Genomic DNA, 16259 nt, shown 5'->3' with positions numbered 1-16259 from the left:
TGCAGAAGGTTTTGCACGCACCAAAACAGGTCATTTTCGAATCAAGACGCTACATTAGAGGGCGAGATTTCCAGCGTTCAGGCGTTTGAAGCCTTTATAAGCGTGAATTTGGGGCAAAAAACCCATGCTGGGGCACTGGCATGCAATTTGCTCCCTTGTGAGGCAGGTTGCCTTGGCAGAGTATTCGCGCCGGCATCAACCAAATTCAAGGGCATCCACTACCAAGCCCGAAGCCACCCGGAGGACATATGTCGAAGACGGTTCAACTCATCAAAGATCATGACGTCAAGTGGATTGATCTGCGCTTCACGGACACCAAAGGTACTCAGCACCACGTGACCATGCCGGCTCGCGATGCGCTGGATGAAGACTTCTTCGAAGTCGGCAAGATGTTCGACGGTTCCTCCATCGCTGGCTGGAAAGGCATCGAAGCCTCCGACATGATCCTGATGCCGGTTGACGAAACTGCCGTTCTCGACCCGTTCACCGAAGACGCCACCCTGATCCTGGTGTGCGACATCATCGAACCTTCGAGCATGCAAGGCTACGACCGCGACCCACGTGCGATCGCCAAGCGTGCCGAAGAACACCTGAAAGCCACCGGTATCGGTGACACTGTGTTCGCCGGTCCAGAGCCTGAGTTCTTCATCTTTGACTCGGTGAAATTCAAGTCGGACATCTCCGGCTCGATGTTCAAGATCTACTCCGAGCAAGGTTCGTGGATGTCCGACCAGGACATCGAAGGCGGCAACAAGGGTCACCGTCCAGGCGTCAAAGGCGGCTACTTCCCGGTTCCACCGTTCGACCACGACCACGAAATCCGTACCTCCATGTGCAACGCACTGGAAGAAATGGGCCTGACCGTTGAAGTTCACCACCACGAAGTGGCGACTGCCGGCCAGAACGAAATCGGCGTCAAATTCAACACCCTGGTGAAGAAAGCCGACGAAACCCAAACCCTGAAGTACGTTGTGCACAACGTTGCTGATGCATACGGCCGCACCGCGACCTTCATGCCGAAGCCACTGTACGGCGACAACGGTTCGGGCATGCACGTACACATGTCGATCTGGAAAGACGGCAAGAACACCTTCGCAGGTGAAGGCTATGCCGGCCTGTCCGATACCGCTCTGTACTTCATCGGCGGCATTATCAAGCACGGTAAGGCCCTGAACGGCTTCACCAACCCGGCGACCAACTCCTACAAGCGTCTGGTACCAGGCTTCGAAGCTCCAGTGATGCTCGCCTACTCGGCTCGCAACCGCTCCGCTTCGATCCGTATTCCTTACGTGTCGAGCCCGAAAGCCCGCCGTATCGAAGCCCGCTTCCCGGATCCGGCTGCCAACCCGTACCTGGCCTTCGCAGCTCTGCTGATGGCCGGTCTGGACGGTATCCAGAACAAGATCCACCCAGGCGACGCTGCTGACAAAAACCTGTACGACCTGCCGCCTGAAGAGGCGAAAGAGATCCCACAAGTTTGCGGCAGCCTGAAAGAAGCCCTGGAAGAGCTGGACAAGGGCCGCGCGTTCCTGACCAAGGGCGGCGTGTTCTCCGACGACTTCATCGACGCTTACATCGCGCTGAAATCGGAAGAAGAAATCAAGGTTCGCACCTTCGTACACCCGCTGGAATATGAGCTGTACTACAGCTGCTGATCCGGTAGCGCCGCGGTAAGTGGCGTGAGTGAAAGAGGCCTCCTTCGGGAGGCCTTTTTTATTGCCTGCCATTTATGACGTGATGCTGATCGTTCCTACGCTCCGCGTGGGAAGGCAGCCCGTGACGCTCCGCGTCACTGGACGCGGAGCGTCCCTTGAGGCGTACCCACGCAGAGCGTGGGAACGATCAATTGTGGTGTATGAATGATCTCTGGATGTGTGCAGGGTTGGGCCAACCGCCACACCTGTCCTATGCTGCACCCCATCGCTTTCAATCCCGGTCGATTTCATGGGTCGCACCTTTCTCTACATTCTATTGCTGATGATCGCCCTGCCCGCCGCCGCGCAGATCTACAAATACACCGATGCCAACGGCCACACGGTGTACAGCGATCACTCGCCGGACGGCGTGCAGGCACAACCGGTGGAATTGCCGCCGCTCAATCGGGTCGAGCCTCAGGCGCCCAGCGCACCACCCGCGCCCGAAACCGACAACCGTGAACCTGCGCGCAACGCCTATGACATTCTTGAACTCGCTGGTTTGCCCACCGAAGAGGCCCTGCGCGCCAATAACGGCACGTTCACCGTACAAGTGCTGATCAAACCGCGCCTGCTGCCGCCGCATCAATTAAGACTGGTATTGGACGATGAGCCTTACGGTCAGCCGAGCAACGTGCCAATCCTGCAACTGGTAAACGTAGATCGCGGCGAACATCGTTTAGCGGTGCAGGTAATTGACGGGCAAACGGTCATCCAGCAGAGCCCACCAGTCCCCCTCAGCGTGCAGCGGGTCCACAAGCCATGATCCGCGCATGTTTGTTCGTCGTGTTGGTGCTGCTGGCCCTGCAGGCTTCAGCAGAGGTCTTCACTTACACCGACGCACAAGGCAACCGCGTCTACACCGACCAACCGCGCGGCAACGCCAAACGCGTGCCGATCGCCACCAGCAATCGCATGTCAGCCAATCCCACCGCCGCTGCGCCGATCACCACGGCGAAAAAATCCGTCGAACAACCGTTGTTTCACTACGACATGCTGCGCATTCTGGTGCCCGAACCCGATGCCACAATTCGCAGCAGTGCCGGCGAGATCATCGTCAGCGTCACCAGCGAACCCGGCCTGCAACGTGGCCACCGCTATCGCCTGCTACTGGACGGCCAGGCCACCGGCGAACCCGGTCTGAGTCCGGTGTTCCCGCTGAACAACATTGATCGTGGCAGCCATAACCTGTCCGTGGAAATACTCGATGCCGAAGGCCGCACCGTCGAACGCACCGCCAACCAGCCCTTCCACATGCTGCGCATCTCCCTCGCGCAGAAACGCCAGGTCAAACCCTGCGTCGCCGATGACTACGGCGTACGCCCGGAATGCCCTTTGAAGGACAAACCCGAAGAACCGAAAAACCCCTTCCTGCGTTTCTTCTAACGCCGCTCAGCTTCGCGCACTATATTGGTGCAATAGATTGCACCGTACCCACAATCCAACCCATTTTGGTTCGAAACTTCCCGTTCGAGCTGGCACCCTGCCACGCAAACGAGCGTCAAACGCCTGTTTCAGGCGTTGAACGCTTCTTTTCAGAGCCTTGGTTTGGTTTTTGCATTTTCCGTTCACCGACGCTTGTTATTTGCGCACGCTCCGCCCCCAAAAGAGGCTCCGATGACTATTAGCGACGCAATCCACCGTTTGCTGCTCGACAACCTGACCACCGCCACCATCCTGCTCGACGCCGAATTGCGCCTTGAGTACATGAACCCGGCGGCGGAGATGCTGCTCGCCATCAGCGGGCAGCGTAGCCATGGGCAATTCATCAGCGAGCTGTTCACCGAATCCACCGAGGCGCTGAATTCCCTGCGCCAGGCCGTGGAACAGGCGCATCCGTTCACCAAACGCGAAGCGATGCTCACGGCCCTCACCGGCCAGACGTTGACCGTTGATTACGCGGTGACGCCAATCCTCAGTAACGGCGCGACCATGCTCCTGCTGGAAGTCCATCCGCGTGACCGCCTGCTGCGGATCACCAAGGAAGAGGCGCAGCTGTCCAAGCAGGAAACCAGCAAGATGCTGGTGCGCGGCCTCGCCCACGAGATCAAGAACCCGCTCGGCGGCATCCGTGGCGCTGCGCAATTGCTCGCTCGCGAGCTGCCGGAAGACAGCCTGCGCGACTACACCAACGTGATCATTGAAGAAGCCGACCGCCTGCGCAATCTGGTCGACCGCATGCTCGGCTCGAACAAGCTGCCGTCGCTGGCGATGTGCAACGTCCACGAAGTGCTGGAGCGCGTCTGCCAACTGGTCGAAGCGGAAAGCCAGGGCTGCATCACCTTGGTGCGCGATTACGACCCAAGCATTCCCGACGTGTTGATCGATCGCGAGCAAATGATTCAAGCCGTGTTGAACATCGTACGCAACGCGATGCAGGCGATCAGCAGCCAGAACGAGCTGCGCCTGGGGCGCATCAGCCTGCGCACACGCGCCATGCGCCAGTTCACCATCGGCCACATCCGCCATCGTCTGGTGACCAAGATCGAGATCATCGACAACGGCCCGGGGATCCCGGCGGAACTTCAGGAAACCATTTTCTTTCCCATGGTCAGCGGGCGCCCGGACGGTACCGGGCTCGGTCTGGCCATTACCCAGAACATCATCAGCCAGCACCAGGGTCTGATCGAGTGTGACAGCCATCCAGGCCACACCACCTTCTCGATCTTTCTGCCACTGGAACAAGGAGCCACATCGACATGAGCCGTAGTGAAACCGTGTGGATCGTCGATGACGACCGTTCTATCCGTTGGGTTCTGGAAAAGGCCCTGCAGCAGGAAGGCATGACCACGCAGAGCTTCGACAGCGCTGATGGTGTGATGAGTCGGCTGGCCCGTCAGCAGCCTGACGTGATCATTTCCGACATCCGCATGCCGGGTGCCAGCGGTCTGGATTTGTTGGCGCGGATTCGCGAGCAGCATCCACGGTTGCCGGTCATCATCATGACCGCTCACTCCGATCTGGACAGCGCTGTTGCCTCGTATCAGGGCGGCGCTTTCGAATACTTGCCGAAGCCGTTCGACGTTGATGAAGCGGTGTCGCTGGTCAAACGTGCGAACCAACACGCACAGGAACAACAAGGCCTGGAAGTCGTACCGGCCCTGACCCGCACCCCGGAAATCATCGGCGAAGCGCCGGCGATGCAGGAAGTGTTTCGCGCCATCGGGCGCTTGAGCCACTCCAACATTACCGTACTGATCAACGGCGAATCCGGCACCGGTAAAGAGCTGGTCGCCCACGCATTGCACCGCCACAGCCCGCGCGCGGCCTCGCCGTTCATCGCGCTGAACATGGCGGCGATCCCAAAAGATCTGATGGAGTCCGAGCTGTTCGGCCATGAGAAAGGCGCGTTTACCGGTGCGGCAAATCTGCGTCGCGGCCGCTTTGAACAGGCTGACGGCGGCACGCTGTTCCTTGATGAAATCGGCGACATGCCGGCGGATACCCAGACTCGACTATTGCGCGTACTGGCCGATGGCGAGTTCTACCGCGTCGGCGGGCATGTGCCGGTGAAAGTCGATGTACGCATCATCGCGGCGACCCACCAGAATCTGGAAACCCTGGTGCACGCCGGCAAATTCCGTGAGGACTTGTTCCATCGCCTCAATGTGATCCGCATCCACATCCCGCGCCTGTCGGACCGTCGTGAAGACATCCCGACCCTGGCCAAGCACTTCCTCAGCCGCGCCGCGCAAGAGCTGGCGGTGGAGCCGAAGCTGCTGAAAAGCGAGACCGAGGAATACCTGAAGAACCTGCCGTGGGGCGGCAACGTGCGTCAGCTGGAGAACACCTGCCGCTGGATCACCGTAATGGCGTCCGGGCGCGAGGTACACATCAGCGACCTGCCGCCAGAACTGCTGAACCTGCCGCAAGACTCGGCGCCAGTGACCAACTGGGAGCAGGCGCTGCGCCAGTGGGCAGACCAAGCCTTGGCGCGTGGCCAGTCGAGTTTGCTCGACAGTGCGGTGCCGGCATTTGAACGGATCATGATCGAGACCGCGCTGAAGCACACGGCCGGGCGTCGGCGTGATGCGGCGGTGCTGCTGGGTTGGGGGCGTAATACCCTGACGCGCAAGATCAAGGAACTGGGGATGAAGGTTGATGGTGCGGATGATGATGAGGGGGATGAGGGCTGATCAGCCTTTGAATCTTCGCTGACCGTGACATCCATTCGCGAGCAGGCTCGCTCCCACAGGGAATTGCATTCCAACGGTGGGAGCGAGCCTGCTCGCGAAGCTTTTAGGGCAACCGTGCACCGCATCAATGCACGATGACCCGCGATTGCGCACAGTCGAATCCCCACGTTCGCTTCCGAAAACACCGAATGATCAACTTTTCAAATACACGAAAGCCCCGAATTCCGGGGCTTTCGTGTTTCTGATCAGATTTTTTGTTTCAGTAGATTAAAACCTGGCACGCCCCCTGCAATACCTCTTGCAGGTGATTCGTTTCACCACCCGTTTCGGGGACCTTGGTACAGGCAGGCCGGGGATTCCCCTCTTTACATCGGGCTCATACCGCAACGCGACGAGCCCACCCTTTTGGGATCCTTGGTACAGGCAGGCCGGGGGTTCCCTCTTTACACCGGACCGACGCTCGCAGCGAAGTCCAGCAGTTTTGGGAACCCTGATACAGGCAGGTCAGGGATTCCCGCTTTTACACCACTCGCCGAGGCGTTCAGCCCGGCTTTAATCAAGCTTCGGACGTTTGGGTAAATGGTGCAGGGGCTGGTTTTGCCGCCCCGAGTCATACTCCCGTATCTCTGCTTCAAGCCTGTCCAGCATTTTCCCAGGACTGGGTTCATTGCTCAGAATGTCTGTCAGCCGTGCCTTTTCGCTGGCGTCAGCTTTGACGAAGACCTCGAGAAACCACCAGACCCGCCGCTGCAGAAGCGGGTACTCAACGTGAAACTCAGGCGTACGACTCAGTTTGCGAAGCCTGCTCGAAAGGTGAGCAACGCTGTTCCAGAGTTGCAGTTTTGCAGGTACTTCCTCTGCCGGCACATGCTGCAGCCAGAGATTTGCCGACACATCACTACTTTCTGCTCCCAACCAAATATCGGAGTCGGTTTTTATCCGTGCACGTATCAGCCGCCGGAGTGAGGCCGGGTCCGTTATTGGATTGCCGATGAGATTGAAGCCTGCTCTGAGTTCAACGGATTCCGGGATCGAGGTAATTCGATTGTTCGCCAGATTCAACACTTTCCCGGGAATCTCATTGGTGATGCCCTCCGGAAATCTGTCTAACCTCATGCTGGAAAGATCCAGCTCCTGCAGCGCAGTCATTGCTTTGAGTGAAGGTGCGACAGACAGCGCATTGTCGCCAAGCCTTAATACTTCCAGTGTTGACCGCCCGTTGTCGGCATCGAGCCCGAAAGGAATTCGGCGTATTCCGGCTCCCGTCAGATCCAGTACACGCAAGTCGGTCATCCCGGAAATGTCAGGATCCGTTTGCAAATCGTTCCGGTGTTGAACAGGCATCTGAAAGCGTAACGGACCGGGCGAATCATTCGCCGCTGGCCCCGGTGTGTTTGCAAGCCTCAACACCTGCAGTCTGGTCATGCCCCGCAGCGAAAAATTTGCCTGTAAATCACAATCCTGCAGGCTCAATTCTCGTAAACGGGGAAGCTTCACTAACTGCTCGGTAAAGCGCGAATCCATATTGAATCTTGAGTAAGCACGCTCATATATAGAGGCCCCGAAGGATCTTCTGGTGATTAATTGGCTTGTTACCGTCAGACTTTCAATGTTTGGAAACTGCGCAAAAAACACCTCAGGGTTCAGCGGTGCATTACCTCTTAACGCAAGAGCAACGACTGAGTTGAACCTCAATGAAAGCAACTTATCGACTGGCCATAGCGTGAGATTGATATCCAGCTTGAAACCCGATAGCCGCCCATCGCTGTAGACCCGCTGATCAGGCTCACCTTGCCACTTGTACAACTGGCGTAGCCTGCTCCACATGCCAAACGCTTCAGATATCTCATGGGACTCGGGTACGTGATTTTGGTGGTTGGGGATGATGACGTGTTCGCTGCCCAGTTGCGGTAGCCCAAGCTGAATACGCTTGAGCTCCACATTTGCCACATCCTTGTCACTGAACCTGGCGATAAAGTCGTCTGCGTGTTGATCGGTCAATTCCGGAAAATACTGTTTGATCTGCGCTCGAGTGGCTGGCTCAACGATCTCACGCTGGTACCAGAGACCGCTCTGGGCATTGCGCAGCATTACCGGGCCTAAAAGCAACTCGCTTGTGCGTCGGGCTCGATGCAATCCCGTTTGCGGATCCACGGCGACAAGGACAAGGTCGCCACCGGCCACGTCAGCGTAAGTTCGCTTGTTAAAAACCCTTAAACCTACACTGTTGATTTCTGGAAGTATCGCCCGGGCATTGACTACGTAATGGTCCAGCGACGGCTGAGGAGTGGGCAGACGAGTTTCAACGGGGACGGTGTGAACGATGACAGCCGGAGCCGGATGGATGGCATCAATGTCTCTAGCGTCGGCTCGCGACTGCGGATTGTCGAGAGTAATACCTGAGTCGACGCCTCGACGGCCCGATGGGCCGGGGAGCGAAGTGTCCGCATCTACCGATCGGCTCGGACTTCCGTGAACATCCACGTGGGCACTGCCACCACGAGGTGGTTTTACTGGCATGTTTTTCATCCTTGAAGAATTCGCCCCTGTCTGTCGCGCAAGGGACGAAGGTTTCGGCATCCTGCCGGTTTGAAAGAGGAGCGCACGATAGCGTGCGCAGGCGATGAAGGAGAGCGGAAAGGCAGACTTGTGAAGTGGGAAAAGACGTCAATAAGCGCGGGAGTGAACCAGCAGGACGTTAGGTCCCCGCTCAGTTCGCTTGCAGTCGAATCTCCAGCCGCCAGCGGTCGTCGACCTCGCTGCCTGTCCACTCGCCTTGTAGCGGCCGCGCCGCCAGAACCGTCAGCAGCAACCCGCCGTCGCTCTTGCGCGTACGCCAATTGACGTCTTTGCCGTTAAGCTTGAGCTGTCCCTTCTGCGCCGGGCCTTCAGCCTGAAACAGCAGCGCCACGGTGCCATCGATGATTTCACCGTGCAGCTTCGGCTCATTGTTGAACCACACCAGCAAACCACCATCGGTCACTTCAACCTGCTGCAACACCGTTGGATCCGGCGTGGTCAGGCGACCAATCATCAAGCCGATCATCACGCCGACAATCGCCAGCGAACCGATGACTCGCGGGAATAGTTTCGAACGGTTGTCCACAGGCGGCGTAGAATGCCGCTCATCTTTACCTTCGGAGCCGTGCATGTTTCACGTCATCCTTTTTCAACCAGAAATTCCGCCGAATACCGGCAACGTTATCAGGCTGTGCGCCAACAGCGGCTGCCACCTGCATTTGATCGAACCGTTGGGTTTCGAGATGGACGACAAGCGCTTGCGCCGTGCCGGCCTCGACTACCACGAATATGCCACGCTGCAGCGTCACGCGGACCTGGCCAGCTGCCTGGAAAGCCTGGGTAATCCACGGCTGTTCGCGTTCACCACCAAAGGCTCGCGGCCGTTTCATGATGCCGCGTTTGTTCCTGGCGATGCGTTCATCTTTGGCCCGGAAAGCCGTGGCCTGCCGCCGGAAGTGCTCGACGCGCTGCCGCCGGAACAGCGCCTGCGCCTGCCGATGCGCGAAGGCTGCCGCAGCCTGAACCTGTCCAACACCGTGGCCGTCGCTGTATACGAAGCCTGGCGCCAGAACGACTTCAAATAACTACACACCTGATCGTTCCCATGCTCTGCGTGGGAATGCAGCCCGTGACGCTCCGCGTCACTGGACGCGGAGCGTCCCCAGAGGCATTCCCACGCGGAGCGTGGGAACGATCAGCCAAGAAAAAAGCGCCTGTTACGGCGCTTTTTTCGTTGTAGCCAGGACCGTTTATTGAACGGTTGGCGTCTCGCCGCTTTCCTGCATGCGCTGCAATTCTTGCGCGTACAGAGCGTCGAAGTTCACCGGGGCCAGCATCAGCGCCGGGAACGAACCACGGGTCACCAGGCTGTCCAGGGTTTCGCGTGCGTACGGGAACAGGATGTTCGGGCAGAACGCACCCAGGGTGTGGCTCATTGAAGCCGCATCGAGGTTCTTGATCAGGAAGATACCGGCCTGTTGCACTTCAGCGATGAAGGCAACTTCTTCACCGTTTTTCACGGTGACGGACAGGGTCAGCACGACTTCGTAGAAATCACCTTCCAGCGCTTTCTGGCGAGTGTTCAGATCCAGCGCGACCGCCGGATCCCACTGCTGGCGGAAGATCGCCGGGCTTTTCGGGGCTTCGAAGGACAGGTCGCGTACGTAGATGCGCTGCAAGGAGAATTGCGGTGCGGTTTCTTCTTCGCTGGCTGCAGTGTTCTGTTGGTCAGTCATCTCAGATCCTTATCGATCTTGGGTCTTTTAGGGAGTGCTGTACGTGGGTGCAGCCGTTCAGGCCTTGAGCAGCGCGTCGAGTTTGCCCGCGCGCTCCAAAGCATACAAATCGTCACAACCGCCAATGTGTTTGCTGCCGATCCAGATCTGCGGCACGGACGTGCGCCCCGCTTTCTGGGCCATTTCGGCGCGCACCTGCGGCTTGCCATCGACCTTGATCTCTTTGAAGGCCACGCCTTTGTTCTCGAGCAGGTACTTGGCTCGCGAGCAATAAGGGCAGTAATCGCTGGAGTAGACGATGACTTCGCTCATATCACTTCACCAGCGGCAGGTTGTCGCCTTTCCAGCTGGAGATCCCGCCGGACAGCTTGGCGGCGGTGAAGCCGGATTTCATCAGTTCGCGGGCGTGGGTGCCAGCGGTCTGGCCCAGGGCGTCGACCAGAATAATGGTCTTGGCCTTGTGCTTTTCCAGCTCGGCGGTGCGCGCAGCCAGCTTGTCCTGGGGAATGTTGATCGCGCCAACGATGTGGCCGGCAGCGAAATCCTTGGCCGGACGGATGTCCACCACTACGCCTGCGTCTTTGTTGACTAGTGCAGTCAGCTCACCGGTGCTCAGGCTTTTACCGCCGCCCTGCATCGTGTGCGCCAGCAGCAGAGCCAGCAGTACGACGAAGATACCGACAAGAATGTAGTGGTTAGTGGCAAATTCAATCAGGTGAGCAACCATCGAAGGAGGTTCCAGGGCGTTAAAATGTCGGCCAGTATACACAGCCACTATGGTCGGCCAAACCCCGTCCGGCGGTGACGCGGTCGGAACTTAGCTTTAAACTCCAACTCCCTTTTCCATCGCCCTCTTCTTTATTAGCCACGAGTGAATTCCATGACGACTACGCCTAAACCTTTGGTCCTGATGATTCTCGACGGCTTCGGTCACAGCGACAGCCCTGAATCCAATGCCGTATTTGCGGCGAAGAAGCCCGTTCTCGATCGCCTGTGGGCCAGCGTGCCGAATGGCTTGATCTCGGGCAGCGGCATGGACGTCGGTCTGCCGGACGGCCAGATGGGCAACTCTGAAGTCGGTCATATGAACCTTGGCGCTGGCCGTGTGGTGTATCAGGACTTCACCCGCGTGACCAAGTCGATCCGCGACGGCGAGTTTTTCGAGAACCCGACCATCTGCGCCGCTGTGGATAAAGCCGTGGCCGCCGGTAAAGCCGTGCACTTCATGGGCCTGTTGTCCGATGGCGGCGTACACAGCCACCAGGATCACCTGATCGCCATGGCCGAACTGGCCTTCAAGCGCGGCGCCGAAAAAATCTACCTGCACGCCTTCCTCGATGGCCGCGATACGCCGCCGAAAAGCGCCGCCTCGTCGATCGAACTGCTCGATGCGACGTTCCAGGCACTGGGCAAGGGCCGCATCGTCAGCATTATCGGCCGTTACTTCGCCATGGACCGTGATAACCGCTGGGATCGCGTCGCTCAGGCCTACAACCTGATCGTCGACGGCAACAGCGAATTCAACGCCGCCACCGCGCAGGAAGGTCTGGAGGCTGCTTACGCTCGCGGCGAGAGCGACGAATTCGTTAAAGCCACTACCATCGGTGAGCCGGTCAAAGTCGAAGACGGTGACGCCGTGGTGTTCATGAACTTCCGCGCCGACCGTGCCCGCGAGCTGACTCGCGTATTCGTCGAAGACGATTTCAAGGATTTCGAACGCGCACGCCAGCCGAAACTGGCTGGCTTCGTCATGCTGACCCAATACGCCGCGAGCATTCCGGCACCGTCGGCATTCGCCGCCGGCAGCCTGGAAAACGTGCTGGGCGACTATCTGGCGAAGAACGGCAAAACCCAACTGCGCATCGCTGAAACCGAGAAATACGCCCACGTGACCTTCTTCTTCTCCGGCGGCCGCGAAGAACCGTTCCCGGGCGAAGAACGCATCCTGATCCCGTCGCCGAAAGTCGCTACTTACGATTTGCAGCCGGAAATGAGCGCGCCGGAAGTCACCGACCGCATCGTTGAAGCCATCGAAAACCAGCGTTTCGACGTGATCGTGGTCAACTACGCCAACGGCGACATGGTCGGCCACAGCGGCGTGTTCGACGCAGCAGTGAAAGCCGTTGAATGCCTCGACACCTGCGTGGGTCGCATCGTTGAAGCACTGGAAAAGGTCGGCGGCGAAGCGCTGATCACCGCTGACCACGGCAACGTCGAAAAAATGGCCGATGAAGAAACCCACCAAGCGCACACCGCGCACACCACCGAGCCGGTGCCATTCATTTATGTCGGCAAGCGCGACCTGAAAGTCCGTGAAGGCGGCGTGCTGGCGGATGTGGCGCCGACCATGCTCAAGCTGTTGGGTCTGGAAAAACCGGCGGAAATGACCGGCACTTCCATCTTGGTCTAACCCGCCCGATCAAACACCACAAAACCCTGTGGGAGCTGGCTTGCCAGCGATAGCAATCTGAAAGCCAACATCTATGTTGAATGTGCAGACGCCATCGCTGGCAAGCCAGCTCCCATAATGGTTTACGGTGGTTTCAGAGATTATTTTTAGCTGTATCTCCAGCCAGTTATCACACAGCCCCAATTGGGCGTTTTTTTTGCAGCCTCGGGCGGGCATACTAGGCCGTCCCTTACCCTGGTGCCGCCCGCCTCTATGCTCCGCGTCCTGATCGCCCTCGCTCTGACCTGCCTGCTCCAACCGGCCTTCGCTGACGAGCGCGCGCAAACCCAACAACAGTTGGACGCCACGCGTCAGGACATTGCCGAGCTGAAAAAACTGCTAAGCAAGGTCCAGGAAGAAAAATCCGGCGTGCAGAAAGAGCTCAAGGGCACTGAAACCGAGCTGGGCAAGCTGCAGAAACAGGTCGATGCGCTGCAGAAAGAGCTGCAGAAAAGCGAATCCGAGCTACAGCGACTCGATGCAGAGAAAAAAAAACTCCAGAGCGCGCGCACTGAACAGCAACGACTGATCGCCATTCAGGCCCGAGCGGCCTATCAGAACGGTCGGCAGGAATACCTCAAGCTGCTGCTCAACCAGCAGAATCCCGAGAAATTCGCCCGCACCCTCACCTATTACGATTACCTGAGCCAGGCCCGCCTGGAGCAGTTGAAGAACTTCAACGAGACCCTGCGCCAACTGGCCAATGTCGAAAAAGACATTGCCGCCCAGCAGGCGCAGTTGCTGGTACAGAAAAGCAGCCTCGATACCCAGCGCGACGAACTGGAAAATGTTCGCAAGGAACGTCAGCAGGTCCTCGCCAAGCTCAACGATGACGTGAAAGCCCGCGACCAGAAACTCGCCGCCCGCGAGCAGGATCAGGCAGACCTGTCTAAAGTCCTTAAAACCATTGAAGAAACCCTGGCCCGCCAGGCACGTGAGGCAGAAGAAGCGCGGCAGAAAGCGCTGATCGCCCAGCAGGAAGCGGAAAAAAAGCGTTTGCGTGAGGCGCAGGCTGAAAACAGCGACGCCCCACGAAAACCCGCCAGATCCACTCCCGGCGCGCTGGTCTCGAGCAGCGGCGAGACCTTCGGTGGTCCTTTTGCTGCAACCCGGGGAAAACTTCCATGGCCGGTTGATGGTCGACTGCTGGCACGCTTCGGCGAAAGCCGTGGCGACGACGCCCGGACCAAGTGGGACGGCGTGATGATCAGCGCCTCCGCCGGCAGCCAGGTGCATGCCGTGCACGGTGGTCGCGTGGTGTTCGCCGACTGGCTGCGCGGTGCCGGGCTGCTGGTGATCCTTGATCACGGCAACGGTTTTCTGAGTCTTTACGGTCACAACCAGACGCTGCTCAAGTCGGCCGGTGACGTGGTAAAAGCCGGTGAGTCCATCTCCACTGTCGGTAACAGTGGCGGCCAGGATACATCAGCGCTGTATTTCGCAATTCGTCAGCAGGGTCACCCGAGTGATCCGGCGCAATGGTGTCGTGCGCAAGGATAAGCGCACCATCTAATTAGGAGTTCGTTCGACATGCTGCATTTGTCCCGCCTTACCTCGCTGGCCCTGACGATCGCCCTGGTGATCGGCGCGCCTCTGGCGTTCGCCGCGCAACCGGCCCCGGCCGTCGCTCCGGCAGGCACTGCCGCGACCTCCAAGGCGCCGTTGCCGCTGGAAGAGTTGCGCACCTTTGCCGAGGTCATGGACCGGATCAAAGCTGCCTACGTCGAGCCGGTGGACGACAAGACCCTGCTGGAAAACGCGATCAAAGGCATGCTCAGCAACCTTGATCCGCACTCGGCCTACCTTGGCCCTGAAGATTTCACCGAGCTGCAGGAAAGCACCAGCGGTGAATTCGGCGGTCTGGGTATCGAAGTCGGCGCCGAAGACGGCTTCATCAAAGTGGTCTCGCCAATCGATGACACCCCGGCGTCGAAGGCCGGTATTCAAGCCGGCGACTTCATCGTCAAGATCAACGGCGCGCCAACGCGCGGCCAGACCATGACCGAAGCCGTCGACAAGATGCGCGGCAAGATCGGCCAGAAAATCACCCTGACCCTGGTGCGCGACGGCGGAACGCCGTTTGACGTGACCCTGGCCCGTGCGGTGATTCAGGTGAAAAGCGTCAAGGCGCAGCTGCTGGAAACCGGCTACGCGTACATCCGCATCACCCAGTTCCAGGTCAAGACCGGCGAAGAGGTCTCCAAGGCCCTGGCCAAGCTGCGCAAGGACAACGGCAAGAAGCTCAACGGCATCATTCTCGACCTGCGCAACAACCCGGGCGGCGTGTTGCAAGCGGCGGTGGAAGTGGTCGACCACTTCATCACCAAAGGCCTGATCGTTTACACCAAAGGCCGAATCGCCAACTCCGAACTGCGCTTCTCTGCCACCGGCAAAGACGAAAGTGAAGCGGTGCCGATGGTTGTGTTGATCAACGGTGGCAGCGCCTCGGCGTCGGAAATCGTCGCCGGCGCCCTGCAGGACCAGAAACGCGCCGTGGTCATGGGCACCACCAGTTTCGGTAAAGGCTCGGTGCAAACCGTGCTGCCGCTGAACAACGACCGCGCACTGAAAATCACCACAGCGCTGTACTTCACACCGAACGGACGTTCGATTCAGGCACAGGGTATCGTTCCGGATATCGAAGTACGCAAGGCCAAGATCACCAACGAGGCCGATGGCGATTACTTCAAGGAAGCCGACCTGCAAGGTCACTTGGGCAACGGCAACGGCGGCGCGGACAAGCCGACCGGCTCGGGCGCCAAGCCTAAAGCCATGCCGCAGGATGACGACTACCAACTGGCCCAGGCCCTGAGCCTGCTCAAAGGGCTGAGCATCACATCCGGCCGCTGAGGATGTCTTTGCGTTTCGTCTTCGTTCTGTTGTGCTGTCTGGCGGGTGCTGCTCATGCGCAGCCCGCCAGTTCAACATCGCACAAAGCCTACCTGACACTGATCATCGATGACCTGGGGCAGAATCTGCCCCGGGATCGCCGCGTGCTGGCCCTGCCCGGCCCGGTGACCACGGCGATCATGCCTGATACCCCCCACGCCACCGAGTTCGCCCGCGAGGCCCATCGCGCCGGCAAGATTGTCATCCTGCACATGCCCATGGATCCGGCTACCGGGCCTTATGCCTGGCACCCGGAACTGCCGATCGAAGAGCTGGAAAAACGCCTCAACGCGGCGTTCAAAATGGTCCCCTACACCGCCGGCATCAATAACCACATGGGCAGCCGCATGACTGCGCAACCGATGGCGATGGCGTGGTTGATGGCCGAGTTGCAGCGCCGGCACAAGTTTTTCGTCGACAGCCGCACCAGTGCGCAGACCGTCGCGGCGCAACAGGCGCAGAAAATCGATCTGGCGAGTGTTTCCCGGGATGTGTTCCTCGATGACGAGCGTACCGAAGCGGCAATTGCCAATCAGCTGCAGACCGCGATTGCTTTAGCGCACAAACAGGGTTCAGCGGTGATGATCGGCCATCCTTATCCGCAGACACTGGCGGTGCTGGAACGTGAACTGCCGAAGCTGAAAGCACAGGGGATTGACTGGATCGACATCAGGCAGATGATCAGCGTGCGCAGCAATCGTGCCATGGCTGGTCATGGCAAGGATGGCGTTTACCGGTAACATCCGGTCACGTTGCAATACATAGTTACCACCGAACGCCCCACTCCGTTCCGGATAGTAAGACCTGCTACAGGTCGCGGCTCCTTTGAGTCGCT

At 58.8% G+C, this 16259-nt stretch carries 15 protein-coding genes; 10 read left to right on the top strand and 5 right to left on the bottom strand.

Features of this window, described 5'->3' with window-relative positions:
• Positions 1–248: 248 nt before the first annotated feature.
• From glnA to ntrC, 5 genes are all read left to right on the top strand, one after another.
• Entirely contained in the window at positions 249–1655 is a 1407-nt protein-coding gene (glnA, locus tag FGA82_RS11960) for a type I glutamate--ammonia ligase (protein WP_007909254.1), read from the top strand.
• A gap of 289 nt (positions 1656–1944) precedes the next feature.
• Positions 1945–2460: a DUF4124 domain-containing protein gene (locus FGA82_RS11955; RefSeq protein WP_141127230.1), complete on the top strand. Its 516-nt coding sequence runs from the start codon at positions 1945–1947 to the stop codon at positions 2458–2460.
• Positions 2457–3080 (top strand): DUF4124 domain-containing protein, encoded by a 624-nt coding sequence (locus FGA82_RS11950; RefSeq protein ID WP_141127229.1) that lies wholly within the window; start codon positions 2457–2459, stop codon positions 3078–3080. The genes FGA82_RS11955 and FGA82_RS11950 overlap by 4 nt, the downstream gene beginning before the upstream one ends.
• A gap of 231 nt (positions 3081–3311) precedes the next feature.
• The gene (gene glnL, locus FGA82_RS11945; protein ID WP_064117045.1) at positions 3312–4397 is read left to right on the top strand and encodes a nitrogen regulation protein NR(II); all 1086 of its coding nucleotides are present in this window, start codon (positions 3312–3314) and stop codon (positions 4395–4397) included.
• Entirely contained in the window at positions 4394–5830 is a 1437-nt protein-coding gene (ntrC, locus tag FGA82_RS11940; protein WP_008080565.1) for a nitrogen regulation protein NR(I), read from the top strand. The genes glnL and ntrC overlap by 4 nt, the downstream gene beginning before the upstream one ends.
• A gap of 552 nt (positions 5831–6382) precedes the next feature.
• Here ntrC and FGA82_RS11935 read toward each other — a convergent pair.
• The gene (locus FGA82_RS11935) at positions 6383–8350 is read right to left on the bottom strand and encodes a leucine-rich repeat domain-containing protein (RefSeq protein ID WP_249384240.1); all 1968 of its coding nucleotides are present in this window, start codon (positions 8348–8350) and stop codon (positions 6383–6385) included.
• A 190-nt stretch (positions 8351–8540) separates the two neighbouring features.
• A complete protein-coding gene (locus tag FGA82_RS11930; protein ID WP_141127228.1) occupies positions 8541–8981 on the bottom strand; it encodes a hypothetical protein in 441 nt (146 codons plus the stop codon).
• Here FGA82_RS11930 and FGA82_RS11925 point away from each other — a divergent pair.
• Positions 8980–9435 carry a tRNA (cytidine(34)-2'-O)-methyltransferase gene (locus FGA82_RS11925; RefSeq protein WP_007909235.1) on the top strand — a complete coding sequence of 152 codons (456 nt, stop codon included), beginning with the start codon at positions 8980–8982 and terminating at the stop codon, positions 9433–9435. The genes FGA82_RS11930 and FGA82_RS11925 overlap by 2 nt on opposite strands.
• A gap of 165 nt (positions 9436–9600) precedes the next feature.
• Here the strand turns inward: FGA82_RS11925 and secB are convergent, their stop codons facing one another.
• The 3 genes from secB to FGA82_RS11910 are packed head-to-tail and all read right to left on the bottom strand — an operon-like array spanning position 9601 to position 10813.
• The gene (secB, locus tag FGA82_RS11920) at positions 9601–10086 is read right to left on the bottom strand and encodes a protein-export chaperone SecB (protein ID WP_007909233.1); all 486 of its coding nucleotides are present in this window, start codon (positions 10084–10086) and stop codon (positions 9601–9603) included.
• Between the two features lie 57 nt (positions 10087–10143).
• Positions 10144–10398, bottom strand: a complete 255-nt coding sequence (gene grxC, locus FGA82_RS11915) for a glutaredoxin 3 (RefSeq protein ID WP_008080561.1) — start codon at positions 10396–10398, stop codon at positions 10144–10146.
• A gap of 1 nt (position 10399) precedes the next feature.
• Positions 10400–10813 (bottom strand): rhodanese-like domain-containing protein, encoded by a 414-nt coding sequence (locus tag FGA82_RS11910; RefSeq protein WP_008080560.1) that lies wholly within the window; start codon positions 10811–10813, stop codon positions 10400–10402.
• 153 nt (positions 10814–10966) lie between these two features.
• Between FGA82_RS11910 and gpmI the strand changes: the two genes are divergently transcribed.
• From gpmI to FGA82_RS11890, 4 genes are all read left to right on the top strand, one after another.
• Positions 10967–12496 (top strand): 2,3-bisphosphoglycerate-independent phosphoglycerate mutase, encoded by a 1530-nt coding sequence (gene gpmI, locus FGA82_RS11905; RefSeq protein ID WP_141127227.1) that lies wholly within the window; start codon positions 10967–10969, stop codon positions 12494–12496.
• A 252-nt stretch (positions 12497–12748) separates the two neighbouring features.
• Positions 12749–14035 carry a murein hydrolase activator EnvC family protein gene (locus tag FGA82_RS11900; RefSeq protein WP_038359965.1) on the top strand — a complete coding sequence of 429 codons (1287 nt, stop codon included), beginning with the start codon at positions 12749–12751 and terminating at the stop codon, positions 14033–14035.
• A gap of 30 nt (positions 14036–14065) precedes the next feature.
• Complete coding sequence (locus tag FGA82_RS11895) at positions 14066–15385, top strand: S41 family peptidase (protein WP_016986344.1); 1320 nt, start codon at positions 14066–14068, stop codon at positions 15383–15385.
• A 2-nt stretch (positions 15386–15387) separates the two neighbouring features.
• Positions 15388–16164, top strand: coding sequence for a divergent polysaccharide deacetylase family protein (locus FGA82_RS11890; protein ID WP_141127226.1), 777 nt, complete (start codon positions 15388–15390; stop codon positions 16162–16164).
• The last annotated feature ends 95 nt before the right edge of the window (positions 16165–16259 follow it).

The sequence above is a fragment of the Pseudomonas fluorescens genome (assembly GCF_005938625.1).
Lineage (GTDB): Bacteria > Pseudomonadota > Gammaproteobacteria > Pseudomonadales > Pseudomonadaceae > Aquipseudomonas > Aquipseudomonas fluorescens_BD.
The sequence above is the reverse complement of the archived record's forward strand: the minus strand, read 5'-3'. Positions and strand labels throughout refer to the sequence as shown.

Coding starts and splice junctions, on each gene's coding strand:
- FGA82_RS11910 (WP_008080560.1), bottom strand. CDS start 10,813: ATGGTTGCTCACCTGATTGAATTTGCCACTAACCACTACATTCTTGTC.
- glnL (WP_064117045.1), top strand. CDS start 3,312: ATGACTATTAGCGACGCAATCCACCGTTTGCTGCTCGACAACCTGACC.
- secB (WP_007909233.1), bottom strand. CDS start 10,086: ATGACTGACCAACAGAACACTGCAGCCAGCGAAGAAGAAACCGCACCG.
- ntrC (WP_008080565.1), top strand. CDS start 4,394: ATGAGCCGTAGTGAAACCGTGTGGATCGTCGATGACGACCGTTCTATC.
- FGA82_RS11890 (WP_141127226.1), top strand. CDS start 15,388: ATGTCTTTGCGTTTCGTCTTCGTTCTGTTGTGCTGTCTGGCGGGTGCT.
- glnA (WP_007909254.1), top strand. CDS start 249: ATGTCGAAGACGGTTCAACTCATCAAAGATCATGACGTCAAGTGGATT.
- FGA82_RS11925 (WP_007909235.1), top strand. CDS start 8,980: ATGTTTCACGTCATCCTTTTTCAACCAGAAATTCCGCCGAATACCGGC.
- FGA82_RS11955 (WP_141127230.1), top strand. CDS start 1,945: ATGGGTCGCACCTTTCTCTACATTCTATTGCTGATGATCGCCCTGCCC.
- FGA82_RS11900 (WP_038359965.1), top strand. CDS start 12,749: ATGCTCCGCGTCCTGATCGCCCTCGCTCTGACCTGCCTGCTCCAACCG.
- FGA82_RS11935 (WP_249384240.1), bottom strand. CDS start 8,350: ATGCCAGTAAAACCACCTCGTGGTGGCAGTGCCCACGTGGATGTTCAC.
- FGA82_RS11895 (WP_016986344.1), top strand. CDS start 14,066: ATGCTGCATTTGTCCCGCCTTACCTCGCTGGCCCTGACGATCGCCCTG.
- FGA82_RS11930 (WP_141127228.1), bottom strand. CDS start 8,981: ATGCACGGCTCCGAAGGTAAAGATGAGCGGCATTCTACGCCGCCTGTG.
- FGA82_RS11950 (WP_141127229.1), top strand. CDS start 2,457: ATGATCCGCGCATGTTTGTTCGTCGTGTTGGTGCTGCTGGCCCTGCAG.
- grxC (WP_008080561.1), bottom strand. CDS start 10,398: ATGAGCGAAGTCATCGTCTACTCCAGCGATTACTGCCCTTATTGCTCG.
- gpmI (WP_141127227.1), top strand. CDS start 10,967: ATGACGACTACGCCTAAACCTTTGGTCCTGATGATTCTCGACGGCTTC.